Source organism: Paraburkholderia podalyriae, from assembly GCF_014397785.1.
Taxonomy (GTDB): Bacteria; Pseudomonadota; Gammaproteobacteria; order Burkholderiales; family Burkholderiaceae; genus Paraburkholderia; species Paraburkholderia podalyriae.
Genome location: NZ_VZQQ01000004.1, coordinates 198126 through 214808 on the forward strand (window position 1 = coordinate 198126; position 16683 = coordinate 214808).

A 16683-nucleotide genomic window follows, 5' to 3' on the forward strand; every position below is an offset into this window, starting at 1 on the left:
CTCATGGCTTCTGGTCCTCCGACTTGCCGCGCACGAGCGATTCCGGATGCCGCGACAGATAATCGGCCAGCGTGCGCAGCGAGGCCGCGGTGCGCGTCAATTCGCGCATCGCGTCTTCCGTCGATTGCTGCAGCGACGAGTCCGGCTGCAGCGCGGCATTCGCGGAATCGAGCGTGGACTGCGCGGACAGCAGCGTGTCGCGCGCTTTCGGCACGACTTGCGTGTTGAGCTCCGCGAGCATCGCGTTGGTCGTGCGCAGCGTCGAGCGCGCGTCCTTGCCGATGTCCCCGAACGGTATGTCGTTGACCTTGGCGAGCAGACGCGTGACCGAGTCCTGCAGCGATTGCAGCGTGCGCGGAGTCGCGGGCATTTCGGGCGGCGTCTTGCTCCAGTCGATCGACGCCTTCGGCACGTCGGCGAAATAGTCCAGCGCGAGATAGAGCTGGCCGGTCAGCGGATTGCCGCTTCTCAACTGGAAGCGGAAGCCGTGCTCGACGAGGTAGTTGGCGAGACTGCGCGGGTTGTCGGTGATCCGTCCGCCGGCGCCGTCGTTCTGATAGCGCGACGTGAAGCGCTCCGGATAGATATTGATCTCGACGGGAATGCTGAACCGGCGGGTGACCGGATCGAAGCGCGTATAGATCGCCGTCACTTCGCCGATCACGACGCCGCGAAAATCGACCGGTGCGCCGACCGTCAAGCCGCGTACCGAATCCGTGAAATTCACCGCGTATTTGTCGACGATGCGATCGTGCACCTTCATTGCGTCGGCGCGCGTGGTGTACAGGTCGAACGGGGTGGCGGCATCGGCGGCCGTCACGACCTGCGAATCCGGCGGCGATTCGAACGCGATGCCGCCGATGATGATCGACACGATCGACTGCGATTCGACGCGCAAGCCATTGCTGTCGAACGCCACGTCGATACCGCTCGCGTGCCAGAAGCGCGTATCGGTTCTCACGAACCGGTCGTACGGCGCATTGACGAAAACCTTCACCGTGACGCCGCGGCCGTCGGGGTCCAACTGGTACGACGCCACCTGGCCCACCTGGAGCCGGCGGAAGAACACGGGCGTACCCACGTCGAGCGAGCCGAGTCCGACTCCATGCAACGTGTACTCGTGCCCCGGCACGTCGCTCGCGATCACGGGCGGCTCCTCGAGGCCGACGAAACTGCGGCGCGCTTTGTCCGAATTGCCGACGTCGACGTCGATATACGAGCCCGACAGCAGCGTGCTGAGCCCCGACACCGTGCCGCCCGAAATGCGCGGACGCACGACCCAGAAGTGGGTGTTGTCGACGAGTAGGTCCGACACGTCGCGCGTCACCTCGGCCTTGGCCACCACGCGCTTGTGGTCCGGCGACAGCGAGACCGCTTCGACCACGCCGATATCGACGTCCTTGAACTTGAGCTTCGTCTTGCCCGCTTCGAGACCGTCGCCCGTCTTGAAGCTGATGCTGATCTGCTCGCCGCGCTCCATTACCGCCTTCACTGCCAGCCAACCGCCGATCAGTATCGCGACGATCGGCACGAGCCAGACCAGTTGCATCCGCAAGCGCGAGCGCGGCACCGGCTCCGCCGCAGGCAGATCGGGATCTTCATTCGGAGTGGACACGGTTTGTCTCCAATGCGTCCCACATCAGGCGCGGATCGAACGACATCGCGGCGAGCAGCGTCAGCACCACGACCGCGCCGAACGCGATCGCCGCCGGCCCGGCCGTGATCGTCGCCAGCGCCTGGAACTGCACCAGCGCGACCAGCATCGTGATCACGTAGATATCGAGCATCGACCATCGCCCGATCAGCTCGATCATGCGATAGATCCGCGTGCGCTGACCCGGCAGCCATTGCGAATGAAGCTGCGTCGACAACACGAGATACGCGAGGCCGAGAATCTTCAGCATCGGCACGACGATGCTCGCGATGAACACGAGCAGCGCAAGCAGCCACGAGCCGGACACCCACAGATAGACCACGCCGCTCATGATCGTGTCCTTCTGCGAGCCGAACAGCGAGCTCGTGTGCATCACGGGCAGCACGTTCGCCGGAATGTAGAGCACCATCGCGGCGATCAGATACGCCCAGGTCCGCGACAGGCTGGCGGGCTTGCGCTGATGCAACGGCGCCTTGCAGCGCGGACAGACATGCTTGCCAGCGCCGCCGGGCTGCCTGGCCAGCAGGCCGCATTCTTCGCACAGCACCAGTTCGTAGGCGGAGGCCGTAATGGCGTTGCGGCGCAAGCGCAGCGGCGGCAATTTAAATGCTCGGGCGCCGCCCCTCTCGGTGATGCGCCCCCACACCTCGCGCGGATCGAACGTCGCCGACGCGGCCGCGAGCAGCAGCATCAGCGCGATGAACGACCACAGCGCGGTGCCCGGCACCACCCTCGCGATATGCGCGAGCTTGACGAGCGCGACCAGCAGACCGAGGATCAGCACCTCGGTCATGCCCCACGGCCGCGCGAACTGAAATAGACGAAAGCCGTTGGCCGCGCTCCACGGCAAGCGCCCGAAGCGCAGCGGCAGCAGCAGCCAGAGCATCGCCACGGTCTGCAGCACCGGCGTGACGATCGTCGTCACGCCGACCAGGATGGCGAGCGGCCACGTGCCGTAGATGTACAGCATGCGCACCGAGCCCGCGAGCGTGGTCTGCACGATATGGCCGTTCAGCGACAGACCGACGATCGGAAACAGGTTCGAGATCACGAGCAGCACCGCGCACGCGCACGTGAAGGCGAGCGCATACTCGGGCCCGTTCGAGCGTCCTCGTCTGAGCTCCGCGCGGCAACGCTGGCAGCGTAACGCATTGCCGGCGGCGGGCGGCGCGCCGAGCTGAAGCAGGTCGCACTCTTCGCAGGCGATGAGTTCGTTGTGCGTCATCTCGCCTCCACTGCGGCCGAAAGTCCTGCCGGCGCGGGCGCGTTCTGCGAGACCGGTGCCATCGCCGTCGGCGTTTGCTCTGCGGGCGGCGGCACCGTCAGTTTTTCCGCCTCGAGCACCCAGCCTCCGCCCATCGCCTTGTAGAGCGTGACGAACGCGGTCAGCACCGCGCCCTGGGTTTGCGTATAGGTGAGTTGCGCGTTGAAGAGACTCCGCTCCGCATCGAGCACTTCGATGTAGCTCGTATAACCGCCTTCGTAACGCTGCCGCGCGAGGTGCGCGTAGGTGTGCAGCGCCTCGACCTGGAGGTTTTGCGCATCGAGTGCCTGATGCGTCTTCTGCACGGACACGAGCGCGTCCTCGACCTCCTGGAACGCCACCTGGATCGACTTTTCGTACGAGTACAGCGCTTCCTGCTGGCGCGCTTCGGCCTGGTGCACCTGGCCGGTGATGTTGCCGGCCGTGAAGATCGGCTGCGCGACGCTGCCGGCAAATGACCACACCCGTGCGGGCCCGGTGAACAGATTCGAGAACTGCGTGCTGACGGAACCGAAAAGCCCCGTCAGCGAGATGGACGGGAAGTACAGCGCACGCGCCGCGCCGATCAGCGCGTTTTGCGCGACCAACGCCTGCTCGGCCTCCAGCAGGTCGGGACGGCGTTCGAGCAGATCGGACGGCAGCCCCTCGGGAATCTGAGGCGTGCCCATCTGCGCCAGTTCACGGCCGCGCAGAATCGCGCCGGGATTCTTGCCGATCAATACCGACAGCGCGTCTTCCTGCTGGGCGATCTGCGCTTCGATCTGCGGCACCGTGACCCGGGCGGCTTGATACTCCGACTGGCTCTGCGCGAGCTCCATCTGCGAGACCTCGCCGCCGTGGAAGCGAGCCTCGAAAACGCGCACCGATTCCGCGCGGCTTTCCACGGTCTCCTTCGCGATGTCGAGCTGCCGGTCCAGACTGCGCAGATTGATGTAGGCCGAAGCAACCGAGCCGACCAGTGTCAGAATCGTGGCGCGGCGGCCCTCTTCGCTCGCGAGCAGATTCGCGCGCGCCGCCTCGGTTTCCCGGCGCACCTTGCCGAACAGATCGATTTCCCAAGCCACCGACAGCGACGCGTTGAACTGGTTGTAGATGGGGCTCACGCCGTTGGGCAGCGGCACGCCTTGCTCCTGCGAGACGCGTTGACGCGACGCGTCGGCGCCTGCCGACAGTTGTGGGAACAGCGCGGAACGCGTGGTCACGAACTGCCCCCTAAACTCGTCGACCCGCGCGGCCGCGACCTTCACGTCGCGATTGTCCTGCAGCGCGGTGGCGATCAGCTGATCGAGCACCGGGTCCTGAAACTGCTCCCACCACGCGGTGTTGGCGATGCCCGCAGCCTCGCCCTGGGCGAAGCGATAGGTGGCCGGCACGTCCACCGCGGGGCGCACGTAGTTGGGGCCGAGCAGGCACCCGCCGAGCCCGAGCAGCATGACGGATGCGAGCAATCGCGCCGGAGCCGTCCCGAGCATGTCATTCCCCTTCCCGCGCCGCGGACGGCGCCTCGCTCGACGCGCCGGGCCCGGCTACCGTGGTGGGGCCGGGTCCTACGCCGCCGCTGGCCTGCACGTCCGCTTTCGGCTTTTTGCCGCCGCTCGAACGCGAGGACATCGACTCGAGCAGGTAATAGAACATCGGGATGAAGAATACGGCGATCGCCGTCGCGCCCAGCATCCCGCCGATCACACCGGTGCCGATCGAATGGCGGCTGTTGGCCGACGCGCCCGTCGCGATCGCGAGCGGCACGCAGCCAAGAATGAACGCGAGCGAGGTCATCACGATCGGCCGCAGCCGCTCTTCGGCCGCGGTCATCGTCGCGTCGAATACCGATGCGCCCGTCTCGCGATTGAGCACCGCGAACTCGAAGATCAGGATCGCGTTCTTTGCGGCGAGCGCGACCAGCATCGTCAAACCGATCTGGAAGTAGACGTCGTTGGACAGGCCGCGCAGCATGATCGCGAGCAGCGCGCCGAACAACGCGAACGGCACGGCCATCAGCACGCCGAACGGCAGCGTCCACTTCTCGTACTGCGCGGCGAGGATCAGGAACACCATCACGAGACCGAACACGAAGACGAGCCCGGACGTGCCGCCCGACTGCCGTTCTTCGAATGCCTCGCCGCTCCACGCGACGTCGTAGCCTTCCGGCATCTGCGCGGCGATCTGTTCCAGCGTCGAGATCACCTGTCCGGAGCTGTAGCCCGGCGCGGCATTCGCAGTGACCTTGATGGCCGGGAAATTATTGAATCGCGTGACGAGGTCCGGGCCCGTCACAAAGCGGTAGCTCGCCACCGACCTGATCGGCACCATCGTGCCGTTCCTGCTGCGCACGAAGATCTGATCGAGATCGGTGGGCTTCAGCCGATACGACGGCTCCGCCTGCAGAATCACCTGCCACAGCCGGCTCGAACGATTGAACTGCGATACGTACAGCGAACCGAACATCGTCTGCATCGCGCTATAGACGTCTTCGACCGGCACGCCGAGCGTCTCCGACTTGTCGCGATCCACGTCGACCAGCAGTTGCCGCGACGCCGCATTGAACGTCATCGTGACGCCGGTCAGCTCCTTGCGCGCCCGCGCTTTCTGCACGAACTGGTCGGCCACGCCCGCGAGCTGTGCGATGGAAGCATCCCCCTTGCTCTGAAGCCACACCTCCGTGCCGCCTGTCGTGCCGAGCCCCGGAATCGACGGCGGGTTGACCGGCACAATAATGCCCTCCTGCACGTTCGCGAAGTGGCGATACGCGTCGAGCAGCACCTGGCGCGCGTTCTGCGTCGCGCGGTTGGCGCGCGTATAGCGTTCGTCGAAGCTCTTCAGACCGACGAAGAAGGTGCCGGCATTGTTCTTGTTCTGGCTGTCGAGCAGGCTGAAACCATCGACCGTGGTGATGCTGCCAACCGCCTCCTGTTTCATGAAATAGTCAGTGATGACTTGCGACACCTGGCCGGTGCGGTCGAGGCTAGCCGCGTCCGGCATGATGACCGCGCCGAGCAGATAACCCTGGTCTTCAGGCGGCAGGAACGCCGACGGAATCGAGCGCATCATCAGCACCGCGAGCACGATCATCGCCGCGAAGAACACGAGCCCCATGACAAAGCGCTTGATGATGAGCTTGACCGCGCGTGAATAGCCCGACGTCATGCGGGCGAACTGATTGTCGAACCAGCGGAAAAAGCCCTTCTTCTCGTGGTGCGCGCTTTTCAGCAGCAACGCGGCGAGCGCCGGTGACAAGGTCAGTGCGACGATGCCGGACAGCACCACCGAAATCGCAATCGTGATCGCGAACTGCTTGTACATCTGGCCGGTGATGCCGCCGAGAAACGCGACCGGCACGAACACCGCGCACAACACCAGCACGATCGCCACGACTGGCCCGGCGACTTCGTCCATCGCCCGTTTCGAGGCCTCTTTTGGCGAGAGCTTGTGCACCGTTATGTTGCGTTCAACGTTCTCGATCACGACGATCGCATCGTCGACGACGATACCGATCGCGAGCACCATGCCGAACAAGGTCAGCATGTTGATCGAAAAGCCCAGCGGCAGCATGAACATGCAGGTGCCGACGATCGACACCGGCACCGCGATGATCGGAATCAGCGTCGCGCGAAGGCTTTGCAGGAATACGAACACGACGATCACGACTAGCACCAGCGCTTCGAAGAACGTATGGATCACGTCCGAGATCGACGCTCGCGTGAACTCGGTCGTGTCCATCGCGATTTCGTAGCTCATGCCTTCCGGAAACGACTTCTTCAGCTCCGCGAGTGTCGCGCGCACCTGCTTTGCCACGTCGAGCGCATTGGCTCCCGGCTGCTGATACACGGCGAGCACGGTGGCCGGCTTGCCCTGGAAGCGGCTGCGAATCGAGTAGTCTTTCTGGCCGAGCTCGGCGCGGCCGATGTCCTTGAGCCGCACGATCGCCGCGCCGCCGCTCGCGGCGCGCACGATGATGTTGTCGAACTGCGAAGGCTCGGCGAGGCGCCCCGTGGTCGTGACCGCGAACGATTGCTGGACCGCTCCGCTGGTCGGCGACTGTCCGATACTGCCCACCGCGAACTGCTGGTTCTGGTTCGCGACGACCCGTTGCACGTCGGCGGCCGTCACGCCCAGCTGGGCCATCCGGTCGGGCTTCAGCCAGATCCGCATCGCGTAGTCTGGCGTGCCGAAGATACTCGACTGGTTCGCGCCCGGAATCCGCTTGATCGCGTCAAGCACGTAGATGTTCGTAAAGTTCGCGATATACGTCGAATCGTAGCGGTTGGTGGGCGAATAGATCGCGATCACCATCATGAACGCCTGCGACTTTTTCTGTACCTGAATGCCCTGCGCCTGTACCGATTGCGGCAGTTGCGGCAGCGCGAGATTCACGCGGTTCTGCACGTCGACCTGGGCCAGTTCGGGGTTCGTGCCGATCTGGAAGTACACGTTGAGCGTCATACTGCCGGTCGACGAACTCGACGAGTTCATGTAGATCATGTTGTCCGCGCCATTGACCTGCTGCTCGATCGGTGCGGCGACGTTGTTCGCGACGACCTCGGCGCTGGCGCCCGGATAGGTGGCGGACACCGTGATCTGCGGGGGGGTGATGTCGGGGTATTGCGCGATCGGCAGCGAGAACATCGCCAACGCGCCGCCGAGCGTGATGACGATCGAAATGACTGACGCGAAAATCGGCCGATCGATGCAGTAGCGCGAAATGTTCATGGCGGCTGCCCCGTCACTCGGCGGCTGGCGCTGCCGCGGCGCCTTGCGATGCAGCCGTCGCCACCGCCGCCGGGCTTTTCCCGCCGGCCGCCACGGTTTTGACGATTTTCAGCTGCGAATCCGCGGTAACGCGCTGCGCGCCGTCCACGACGATGCGCTCGCCCGCCTTGAGTCCGTCGGAAACAAACCAGTTATCGCCCTGCCAGTCGCCGACTTCGACGACGCGCTGATGCGCCTTCGAGTCGCTACCGACGACCCACACGAAGTGGCTCTTCGCGCCCTGCAACACCGCGCGCTGCGGCACGAGCGTCGCATTGGGCCGGATCGCGCCGGAAACGCGGGCCCGCACGAACTGGCCGGGGCGCAACGTGCCCTTCGGGTTTTCGAAGGTCGCGCGCACGAGGAAGGTTCCCGTTTCGGTGTTGAACGCCGGGTTCGCGAAGTCGATCTGGCCTTGCTCGGCATAGGACGAGCCATCGGCGAGAATCAGATGCACGGAGAAATCGTTGTGCGCGGGAAATCGCAGATAGCCTGCCGCAATGTCATCCCGGTACTTCAGCATCTCGTTCTCCGAGATGCTGAAGTTCACCCATATCGGATCGAGCTGGTACACGTAGGTCAGCAAACCGTTCGAGGTCGCCGTCACGTAGCTGCCATCCTGCTGACGCGCGAAACTCGACAGGCCGTTCAGCGGCGACTTGATCGTCGTGTAGCCGAGGTTCAGCAGCGCGGTGTCGACTTCCCCCTGGGCGGCGATCACGGCGGCGGCGCTTTGCTTCTCGTTGCCGACCGCGTCGTCGAGATCCTTCTTGCTCAATGCGTTCTGCGCCGCCAACGGCTCCACACGGGCGAGATTGGCTTTGGCGACTTCGAGACGCGCCTGCTGCTGCGCCAGCTGACCTTTCGCGGTCTGCAGCGCGGCCTCGAACGGCTTGCGGTCCATCTGGAACATCGTTTGTCCCGCCTTGACCAACGCGCCTTCGGTGTACATGCGCTTGTCGAGAAAGCCGTCCACCCGCGAGCGGATCTCGACTTCACGCGAACTCTGCGTTTGCGCGGTGAATTCGAAGTCGACCGGCGTGTCCTGCTGCGTGATCGTCATCACGGTCACTTCCGGTGCGGCGGCGACCGGCGGCGGAGCAGGTTTCTTGCACGACGCGAGCAGCGTGAGGAGCGCCAGCGCCGCGACGACGGCGGGCAACGTGAGAGCGCCGCGAGAATCCGGCCGCGGCGAGACCAAGGACACGGGGACGGTTTTCATCGCGCACTCCACATGCTCACAAGGGCGTGCAATTGCCGAACAGTACGAAGGCGTCGTTTCTGTTCGCGATCGTCAGCGTCATTTCGCCGTCCGCCGAATCGACGACCAGCGTCCAGCCAAAGCCCATCTCATTCCCAAGGATGAGGACCTGATCCGCGTCCTTGTTGACCGAGAGCATCGGCGTCGTGCGCGCGGGACCGACGACGACGCGTTTGTCGAAGTCGAGAGTCAGGAATTTCGGCAGGCCGAGATCCGCGGGCAACGAGCGCGTGCAGGCGATACCCGGATCGCAGGCGTGGGCGTCGATCGTCGCGCAGACCAGCCGCTTGCTGCCGTCGAAGTCCGCCGCGCCCACCTGCAACGCAACGGTACTGAGAAGAATCGCGAGACAAACCGAGCTTGATTTCATCACGTGCGCTCCCGCTTTTTTCATTGAACGTCGCCGCGCTGCGCGCCGCGCACTGTTCGGTCCCGCGTGCAGTGCGGCGCAGCCAGCGTTCGGTTCGACGCCCTGGCTGAGTTCAGTTTCGTGGCCCGAAGAAGCGGCGACAATCGGACCTTGGTCTCATATCATCCGGCGCGATGACGCGCCCTCAGGGCGTCGGCGGACCGCCGATGGCCATCTCGACCGCCTTGAACAGGATCGCGCTGGTGAAAGGCTTGCGCAGATACGCGGCCGCGCCCGCCGCAAGCGCGGTCTGGCGGACTGAGAGATCGTCGTAGGCGGTGATCACGATGACGGGCACGCCCATTTGCGCGAGCTGACGCTGGACTTCCAGACCGTTGGTTCCAGGCATCTGGACATCCAGAATCACGCAGGCAGGCCGATACGACGGGATAGCCGTTAGCGCATTCAAGAACTCGTCGCCGCTGTAAAACGTCTCCGCCCTGATACCCTCGGAATGCAGCAAACGCTTGATGGCTCGGCACACCGACTCGTCATCGTCGACCACCGCAACGAATTGGTTAGGGTTGACCATATGACGCCGCGAGCGGACAGTCGCTCCACAAAGTAGACCACTGATGCTTTAGCGTAATGGGTGAAAGTCCAATGAGATATAAGACTTTGGTCCACTAGCGGTATCGACCAACACCGGCCAGAGTGGTAGGCAACGCGGAAGTGGGCGCCCGATTCGGGCGATTATTGTTCGTCGGCCGTACAAACGCCGGCCTTTTGCACCAGCCGCACGAGTTCGACGATCGATCGGGCCTTCATCTTCTCCATCACTCGGGCCCGATGAATCTTGATGGTCTTTTCGGCCGCGCCCAGATCGCTCGCAACCTGTTTGTTCATGCGGCCGGTCACGACGAGTTCCATGACTTCACGCTCACGGCGAGTCAGATGCCGCATCCGCTCTTCGATTTCCTCGCGTTCGTGGCGCCGCCTGCTTTCGATGCACGCGCGCGCGAGCGCGCGATCCACCGCGGCGAGCAACAGCGAGTCGCGCACGGGCTTGGGCAGGAAGTCGACCGCTCCGCCCTTCATCGCGTCGACGCTCGAGCTGATATCGCCGTGCCCGGTCAGAAATACGATCGGCAGAAGCTGATCGAGCTTGCACTGCACTTCGAGTCCGGTCATGCCCGGCATCTGCAGGTCGAGAACGAGGCAGGCCGGCATGCTCGTCAAATCGGCTCGTTCGAGAAAGGCTTCGGGACTCTCGAAGCATTCGACCTGGTAGCCCGAGGCGCGCAGCAATCGGGCGAGCGCGCAGCGCACGCTGCCGTCGTCGTCGACGACGAATACGCGAGTGGCGGTCTGGTCCATGATGATCAGAGCACCCGTCCCTGTCGCATATCGGTCGCCACGGGAAGCGTGACGTGAAACGACGCCCCTTTGCCCTCGTTGTTTTCCGCCCACAGCCGGCCGCGGTGCGCGGTGATGATCGTGCGGCTGATGGAAAGGCCCAGGCCGAGCCCTTGGGGCTTGGTGGTGAAAAACGGCCGGAAAATCCGCTCCATGCTGTCGACGCCGAGGCCTTGCCCGCGATCCTTCACCGTTAACCGTATCAGTCCTCCCGGTTCCTCACGCACCGTCGTATCGACGATCCGTTCCGTGGCAGGACAATCTTTGACCGCGTCGAAAGCGTTGAGCAGCAGGTTCAGGATCACCTGCTGAAGCTGAACCTTGTCGCCGCAAATCAGCGTCAGATTCTCGGGAATGTCGAAGCTCGTGCGCACGCCGCGCGTCGACGCATCGCTGTGCACGAGCATCGCGATGTCGCGCACGACGTTGCCGAGGTCCAGCAACTGCAATTCGACATCGCCTTTGCGCACCAATGCGCGGATCTTCTGCAGCACGTCGTTCGCGCGGCAATTGTCGGCGACGATATCGTCGAGCGCTGCGCGAAGCTCCACCGCGTTGGACGACCCCGAGTCCATGAATTTGCGCGCGGCTTGCGCGTTGAACAGAATCGCGGTAAGCGGCTGCTTCAACTCGTGCGCGAGAGATCCGGCCAGTTCGCCCAATGAAGACACGCGCGACAGATGCGCGAGTTCCCTGGTATTTCCATCGACTTCGCCGCAGACACTGCAATCCGATAGCGCGGTAATCCGCAATTCCTGGTTGTGCACGCGGCAGCGCGTGGTTTCAGCCTCCGCGTGAAAGCCGCCGCCGTCGCGGCGCCGCGCGATCAGGATCTGCGTGGTCGCGACAGCGGGGATTTTTATTTTCGTGCCATGATCGCCGAGGTCCGAACGGTCGGCGTTGATGCCATCGATCGGAAACAGCCTGGAGGCTGGCGCACCGATCAGCTCTTCCCTCGTATAGCCGAACAGTTGCGCCGCGCGCGCGTTCGCGAAAATGATCTGGTCCCATTGATCGATCGCGACGATCGGGACCGGCAGCATTTCGAGCGTCTCGCGCAGCGGCGTTCTCGCGTCGAGCATGCGTTGCGCACTGCGATCGCCGTCGCCGTGCAGCCACGATGCGCACGCGACCACACAACGTTGCCAAGCCGGCAACGATTGCAGCGGCTCGTGGGGATCGCGGGTACTCTGTCGGCTCGACATGCCAGGGATGCTGCGAAGGCGTTGAAACCGGTGATGCCTGGGTGAAGACTGTCTGGAAGCGTCGTGCCCGGACAGTGGCGGACCGTCGGTGCGCCCAGTGTCGACTTGTGAAGTGTGGCTTCGGACCACGTGGCGCGGTTGCGCGTACAAGGACATGAACATTCCCGCTACTCCGATCGCCAGGTGTCTGCCGTGCACGATCAGATTAATCATGGGCGCCTCCGAGTCCAGTGCGAACGGATTCCGTACAACTGCGACGTCTTTATGCTGGGCTTCGAACTACGTAATTGACTTCACAATCGGTACTTCGCACGTCTGGTGGCTGGAACTCAGTATAGGCTATCCAGAACCAGTTACCGTCCGATGATCCAATTTTTGCCGCTCCTTCGGGAAACTCCTCAATCGTTCCCTGCTTTGTCCGCCATCGCTCGTCGATCGCCGACAGTATTTGTTAGGCAATTAATTATTCCCGCGCGAGGCGCGCCTGAGGCCTTCCTATTCGCGCGCGCAAAATCGTTAGCAAACGTATTTGCACAGATCGAGCCGCATGTGCTCTTTTTCGTGGCGGATTCGTACTAGTGCGGTTATGCCTGACCTGACACTGCTTTCAAATGAAAACGCCGGGCCGCAAAGTTTTCGCGCACTGCGAATAACAAAACCATCGAGTATGGCAACGCTAAATCGCTGACCGAATTTATTCCTCGTCGGACAACTTTATCTTTGCTCAGCCGACGTATTTACCGAATTATTCCGGTGCGAATCAAAATAGTTTTTATGCCAGACAGATGGGTAAACGCAGGGGCCCGGCAAGAGAGCGCGTTTCGTTATGCCTTTTACACCGGTATTGAACACACACGACGACGAGGGCAAATCACACGCGGCGTCGCCGCGAGTCGCGCCCAACATAGAACTAGCAGCGGTTCGTGAGGACAGTCAATGGGAAGGATGATACGAGGCCACGCGTCGCGAATCCGCCAGAAAATATCCGCTGCGCGTCGCCTTGCGCGTGCGAAGCGTGTCGCGCGGCATCGCTGCAACGAAGCCGCGATAACACGCGATGGAAGAATCGCGCCCAGTACGAACGTGTGGAAAGCCATCAGGAGCGACGACGCGCCGCGTCGTGCCGCCGCACGGCAGCACGACAGCACGATGACGACCGAATGCCGCCGCTTGCCCCGGGTCGCTACAGGTTCATCCGCGTGACCTTGGCGCCTGCCAGCGACACGTCGGCCATCAAGCCCGTGTTGGTCAAGACGATCGCGATGACCTCAGCGGTTGCCGACGTGGTATCGATCGCACCGTTAGCCCCGACTTTCAGCAGCGAAACCGAAACACCGCCGCCGACCGACCAGCCCGCCGAATTGCGGAAGTTCGTGAGCGAATCCTGCGTCATGAACAGGAAGAACACGGCGGTCGATTGCGCGCCGGCCTGCAATCCGAACGAAGCCGCGGCGGTACTGTAATAGCCGACCGTCGCTCCCCCGACGCGCAATGCGCCTTCACCGTACTCGCCGCCGACGATGAATGCCGCCTTCTTCACCGAAGGAAACACCAGCACGCCCTGCGCCTTCGATAGGAGCTCGTGCGAGCCTTGCACCGTATCGAACAGTTTCGACATCGCGCCGTTCACGCCCGCGTCGATCTGCTGCCGTTTGGCGGCATCGGTCGCGGCACTCTCGCCGCCCCCGCCGGTCGTCGTGCAACCCGCCAAAGCCAGACTCGCAGCCATGGTTGAAAGCGCGAGCGTGTGCACAAAGTTCCGTCTGTTCACTATCGACCTCCGTTCTGGTTACGATGCGATTCGCCAGTCCTGATGTCTGGAAGCCTCGATCTTTTTTCTCTGCCGTGAAGCGGCATGGCCGCCCAAGGAACCGTCAACGCCCTCGCCGCGCGTCGATCTTCCAGGCGCACGTCGCGAGCATTGGAAGCGTCGCCTCTTCGATAACCGGAGCGACGACTGCAACGCTTGCAGATACATGATGTCACGCTGCAACGGATGCGGAATCGGACCTTAGTCTTACAGGCTAGCGGGACGTCGATATGCGAAACGCGAAGTCAGCGATGGGACCCGGGCCCGCCGGCATCGATCATCCGCCGAGCGCAATGATCGCCACGGTGAGCAGGACGCCGAGGGCCGCCATCGCCAGGCCGGCTTGCCAGCCGTGAAATCCCGCGTAACGGCCCAGCGCCATGCCGCTGCCGAATAACATCGCAATGGTCAATCCACGGGACACGATCAGCGCAGTCGGGACGTTCGCCAACAGCAGGAAGGGCAACGCGACCGGGAATGTCGCACAGACCACGAGCAGAAAGATGCCCATCGCGCCGATGAAGTCGTCGCGCACAAACACGGCGCGCTGCGGCAGATCGGGCCGCGCGGCAACACGCCCGCGGATGGACTCGAGCTCCGTATCGCCGATCAACGGTTTGAGCCATTCCGCCATCGCGTCGCGAAGCGTCTGAACGCCCGCGGCCGGATCCGGCTCGCTTCGCACGGCGTGCGCAAGGGTCACACGCCTGCCGCGCGCCACCAGCGTACGCACGAGGTACATCACCGCGTCCGCGAGGCCCCAAGCGAGATTGCAGCCGAGCGCGGTGTAGAACATCTTGTGCCCCGCGTTGGCACCCGCGCCCACGGCCGATACGGTGCCGACGAACGTCAGCGCCATGAAGAGGCCGAAACACAGCTCACACACGCGATCGACGACATCGAGAACCGGCTTCCTATCGCCGACGTTTTCCTGCTCCGTCAGACCGGTGGCGTCCATGATGCCTCCCGTGGCGATGGCGTCGATCGAACCCGCGCGCTTCGCTGGCATTCGGACGAGATGCGGCGACGACAGTCGGATCGGGCACGCGCGAGCAGACGCCCACAGCATACAGCGCGCTCTACGCCGACGATATTGGACCAAGGTCGTATGGCCCCGCTTCGCGCCGCGCACTACCTTGTGAATGGATCATTGCGTAATACCCTGGAACAGTCCGCGCTGGGGAGAAGAGTATGGCCAGAACAAAGTCGGAAAACGCGCAGCCCGTGGAAGACAGAACGCTGTCTTACAAGGACTATCGCAAGGCGCTGTTCGATCTGCATGTCGAACTCGTCAAGCTGCAGGAGTGGGTCGTGCAAACGGGAAGCAAAGTGTGCATCGTCTTCGAGGGACGCGACGGCGCCGGCAAAGGCGGCACGATCAAGGCGATGACCGAGCGCGTCAGTCCGCGCATCTTCCGCGTGGTCGCACTGCCTGCGCCGAGCGAACGCGAAAAAAGCCAGATGTATGTGCAGCGCTACTTGCCGCACTTGCCGGCCGCGGGCGAAGTCGTGATTTTCGACCGCAGCTGGTATAACCGTGCGGGCGTGGAGCGCGTGATGGGCTTCTGCTCCGAGGAAGAAGTGCAGAGCTTCTTCAAGGCCGTGCCGCTCGTCGAGCGGGCGATCGTCGAGTCAGGAATTATCCTGCTCAAATACTGGCTCGAGGTTAGCCCCGAGGAACAGACTCGCCGGCTCGAGGCACGCATCAACGACGGTCGCAAGGTCTGGAAACTGACCGAGATGGACCTGAAATCCTATAGCCGCTGGTATGACTACTCGCGCGCCCGCGATGCGATGCTCGCGGCGTCGGACACTGAATACGCTTCATGGTACATAGCGAATTCAAACGACAAGCGTCGCGCGCGACTGAACATCATCAGCGACATGCTTCAGCGAATTCCGTATAAGCAGCCGGCTCGCAAGAAGGTCACGCTTCCGAAACGGCAAAAGCCGGACGGGTATAAGGAACCAGACTATCCGTTTAAATATGTGGCCGAGAGGTATTGATCAGGGCGGTGTTCGAAGAGGCGCGTGCTCACGCGCCTAACGCAATTTGCCAAACAGAAGCAGGCTCACCGTGCGGATCAGTTCTTCGGCCAGGCCAAAGCGACGCGATGAGATGTAAACAAGCCCTGGTTCAAACGTACGGCAGCGTCGCTTCGCAGCCGGCTTCAACGAGGCTTCGGCGATAAGAAAAGGCCGCGAGCGGATAGTCGAAGAAGAAGCGGCCCGTCTCCTGCTTTTGCACATAGAGTCCGCCCTGCATTGCGGCGTCGCAATTCGCAGCGTGCGCGTCCACGCGAACCTTTCGGCGGCAATTCTCTTTTCACGTGTTCTCTGCCATACGTCTGCAAGCATGCGGTCGCGCCATGCGCGAGCCCGGGCGACATCAACCACGCATGGTTGGCGCCCGCGAGCATTTCCTGCAGCGCGACTTCGAGAAGCTACGGCAGGCCCTGTCCGCCGTGCTCAGTGTCGAGCGACAAGGTCCATCACGAATCGCACCGCAGGACGCGAGACACCACCAACTAGGGTATTTACCCAATATTTCGTGCTTGCAACGTCAGGATACCTGACATCAGAATACAAGCCTGTCACAGCAAATAGGCGCGTCATTCAGAACGCGCTTTATTTTGCCCACTATATCAAGCTACCTGATATATCAGGCAATGATTCGCAGTGACTTTCGAAATCAAACAGACCTTTAGGCGACGGATATGAGATCGACCGGAACGGCACTATCGGGAGACGACGTGACGACGCAACGAAACACGGGGCGCGGCCGCGGCCGTTGGACGCCTCGGCTCCGTGGTGGGTCCGCTCGCCGCCGGACAACCGCTAACGATGGGACGCAGCGCCTCCACGGTGATCGGCGCCAGCATCCCCGTCACGCTCATCGCGGCAATCGCCGCGCTGATGCTGTTGCGCCGCCCCCGCGCGACAGACTGAACCCGCCGTAGTCTCAATTCGCAAAAAAC

The 16683-nt window shown here is 63.0% G+C and carries 13 protein-coding genes and 1 pseudogene; 2 read left to right on the plus strand and 12 right to left on the minus strand.

The features are described 5' to 3' along the window. Position 1: 1 nt before the first annotated feature. From F6X42_RS06380 to F6X42_RS06430, 11 genes are all read right to left on the minus strand, one after another. On the minus strand, positions 2 to 1615 hold the full coding sequence (locus F6X42_RS06380; protein WP_187633386.1) for a PqiB family protein: 1614 nt from the start codon (positions 1613 to 1615) through the stop codon (positions 2 to 4). Beyond that, positions 1599 to 2879, minus strand: a complete 1281-nt coding sequence (locus F6X42_RS06385; RefSeq protein WP_187633387.1) for a paraquat-inducible protein A — start codon at positions 2877 to 2879, stop codon at positions 1599 to 1601. Before F6X42_RS06385 ends, F6X42_RS06380 begins: the two co-directional genes overlap by 17 nt. Beyond that, positions 2876 to 4390, minus strand: coding sequence for an efflux transporter outer membrane subunit (locus F6X42_RS06390; protein ID WP_187633388.1), 1515 nt, complete (start codon positions 4388 to 4390; stop codon positions 2876 to 2878). The genes F6X42_RS06385 and F6X42_RS06390 overlap by 4 nt, the downstream gene beginning before the upstream one ends. A gap of 1 nt (position 4391) precedes the next feature. Then, the gene (locus F6X42_RS06395) at positions 4392 to 7625 is read right to left on the minus strand and encodes an efflux RND transporter permease subunit (RefSeq protein ID WP_187633389.1); all 3234 of its coding nucleotides are present in this window, start codon (positions 7623 to 7625) and stop codon (positions 4392 to 4394) included. Positions 7626 to 7638: 13 nt separating this feature from the next. Continuing rightward, positions 7639 to 8886, minus strand: a complete 1248-nt coding sequence (locus F6X42_RS06400) for an efflux RND transporter periplasmic adaptor subunit (protein WP_187633390.1) — start codon at positions 8884 to 8886, stop codon at positions 7639 to 7641. 16 nt (positions 8887 to 8902) lie between these two features. Beyond that, positions 8903 to 9295 carry a hypothetical protein gene (locus tag F6X42_RS06405; protein WP_187633391.1) on the minus strand — a complete coding sequence of 131 codons (393 nt, stop codon included), beginning with the start codon at positions 9293 to 9295 and terminating at the stop codon, positions 8903 to 8905. Between the two features lie 184 nt (positions 9296 to 9479). Continuing rightward, positions 9480 to 9866: a response regulator transcription factor gene (locus F6X42_RS06410; protein ID WP_187633392.1), complete on the minus strand. Its 387-nt coding sequence runs from the start codon at positions 9864 to 9866 to the stop codon at positions 9480 to 9482. 161 nt (positions 9867 to 10027) lie between these two features. Then, positions 10028 to 10651 (minus strand): response regulator transcription factor, encoded by a 624-nt coding sequence (locus tag F6X42_RS06415; RefSeq protein WP_187633393.1) that lies wholly within the window; start codon positions 10649 to 10651, stop codon positions 10028 to 10030. A gap of 5 nt (positions 10652 to 10656) precedes the next feature. Further along, complete coding sequence (locus tag F6X42_RS06420; RefSeq protein ID WP_246529982.1) at positions 10657 to 11895, minus strand: PAS domain-containing sensor histidine kinase; 1239 nt, start codon at positions 11893 to 11895, stop codon at positions 10657 to 10659. 1183 nt (positions 11896 to 13078) lie between these two features. Continuing rightward, positions 13079 to 13666 (minus strand): BPSL1445 family SYLF domain-containing lipoprotein, encoded by a 588-nt coding sequence (locus F6X42_RS06425; RefSeq protein WP_376776328.1) that lies wholly within the window; start codon positions 13664 to 13666, stop codon positions 13079 to 13081. A gap of 316 nt (positions 13667 to 13982) precedes the next feature. Then, the gene (locus F6X42_RS06430; protein WP_187633395.1) at positions 13983 to 14663 is read right to left on the minus strand and encodes a hypothetical protein; all 681 of its coding nucleotides are present in this window, start codon (positions 14661 to 14663) and stop codon (positions 13983 to 13985) included. A gap of 233 nt (positions 14664 to 14896) precedes the next feature. Here F6X42_RS06430 and ppk2 point away from each other — a divergent pair, with 233 nt between their 5' ends. After that, complete coding sequence (ppk2, locus tag F6X42_RS06435) at positions 14897 to 15712, plus strand: polyphosphate kinase 2 (RefSeq protein WP_187633396.1); 816 nt, start codon at positions 14897 to 14899, stop codon at positions 15710 to 15712. A 130-nt stretch (positions 15713 to 15842) separates the two neighbouring features. Here the strand turns inward: ppk2 and F6X42_RS06440 are convergent, their stop codons facing one another. Next, positions 15843 to 16004 (minus strand): hypothetical protein, encoded by a 162-nt coding sequence (locus F6X42_RS06440; RefSeq protein WP_187633397.1) that lies wholly within the window; start codon positions 16002 to 16004, stop codon positions 15843 to 15845. Positions 16005 to 16480: 476 nt separating this feature from the next. Between F6X42_RS06440 and F6X42_RS06445 the strand changes: the two are divergent. Next, positions 16481 to 16654, plus strand: a pseudogene (locus F6X42_RS06445) (3-(3-hydroxy-phenyl)propionate transporter MhpT); the annotation flags it as partial. Positions 16655 to 16683: the final 29 nt, after the last annotated feature.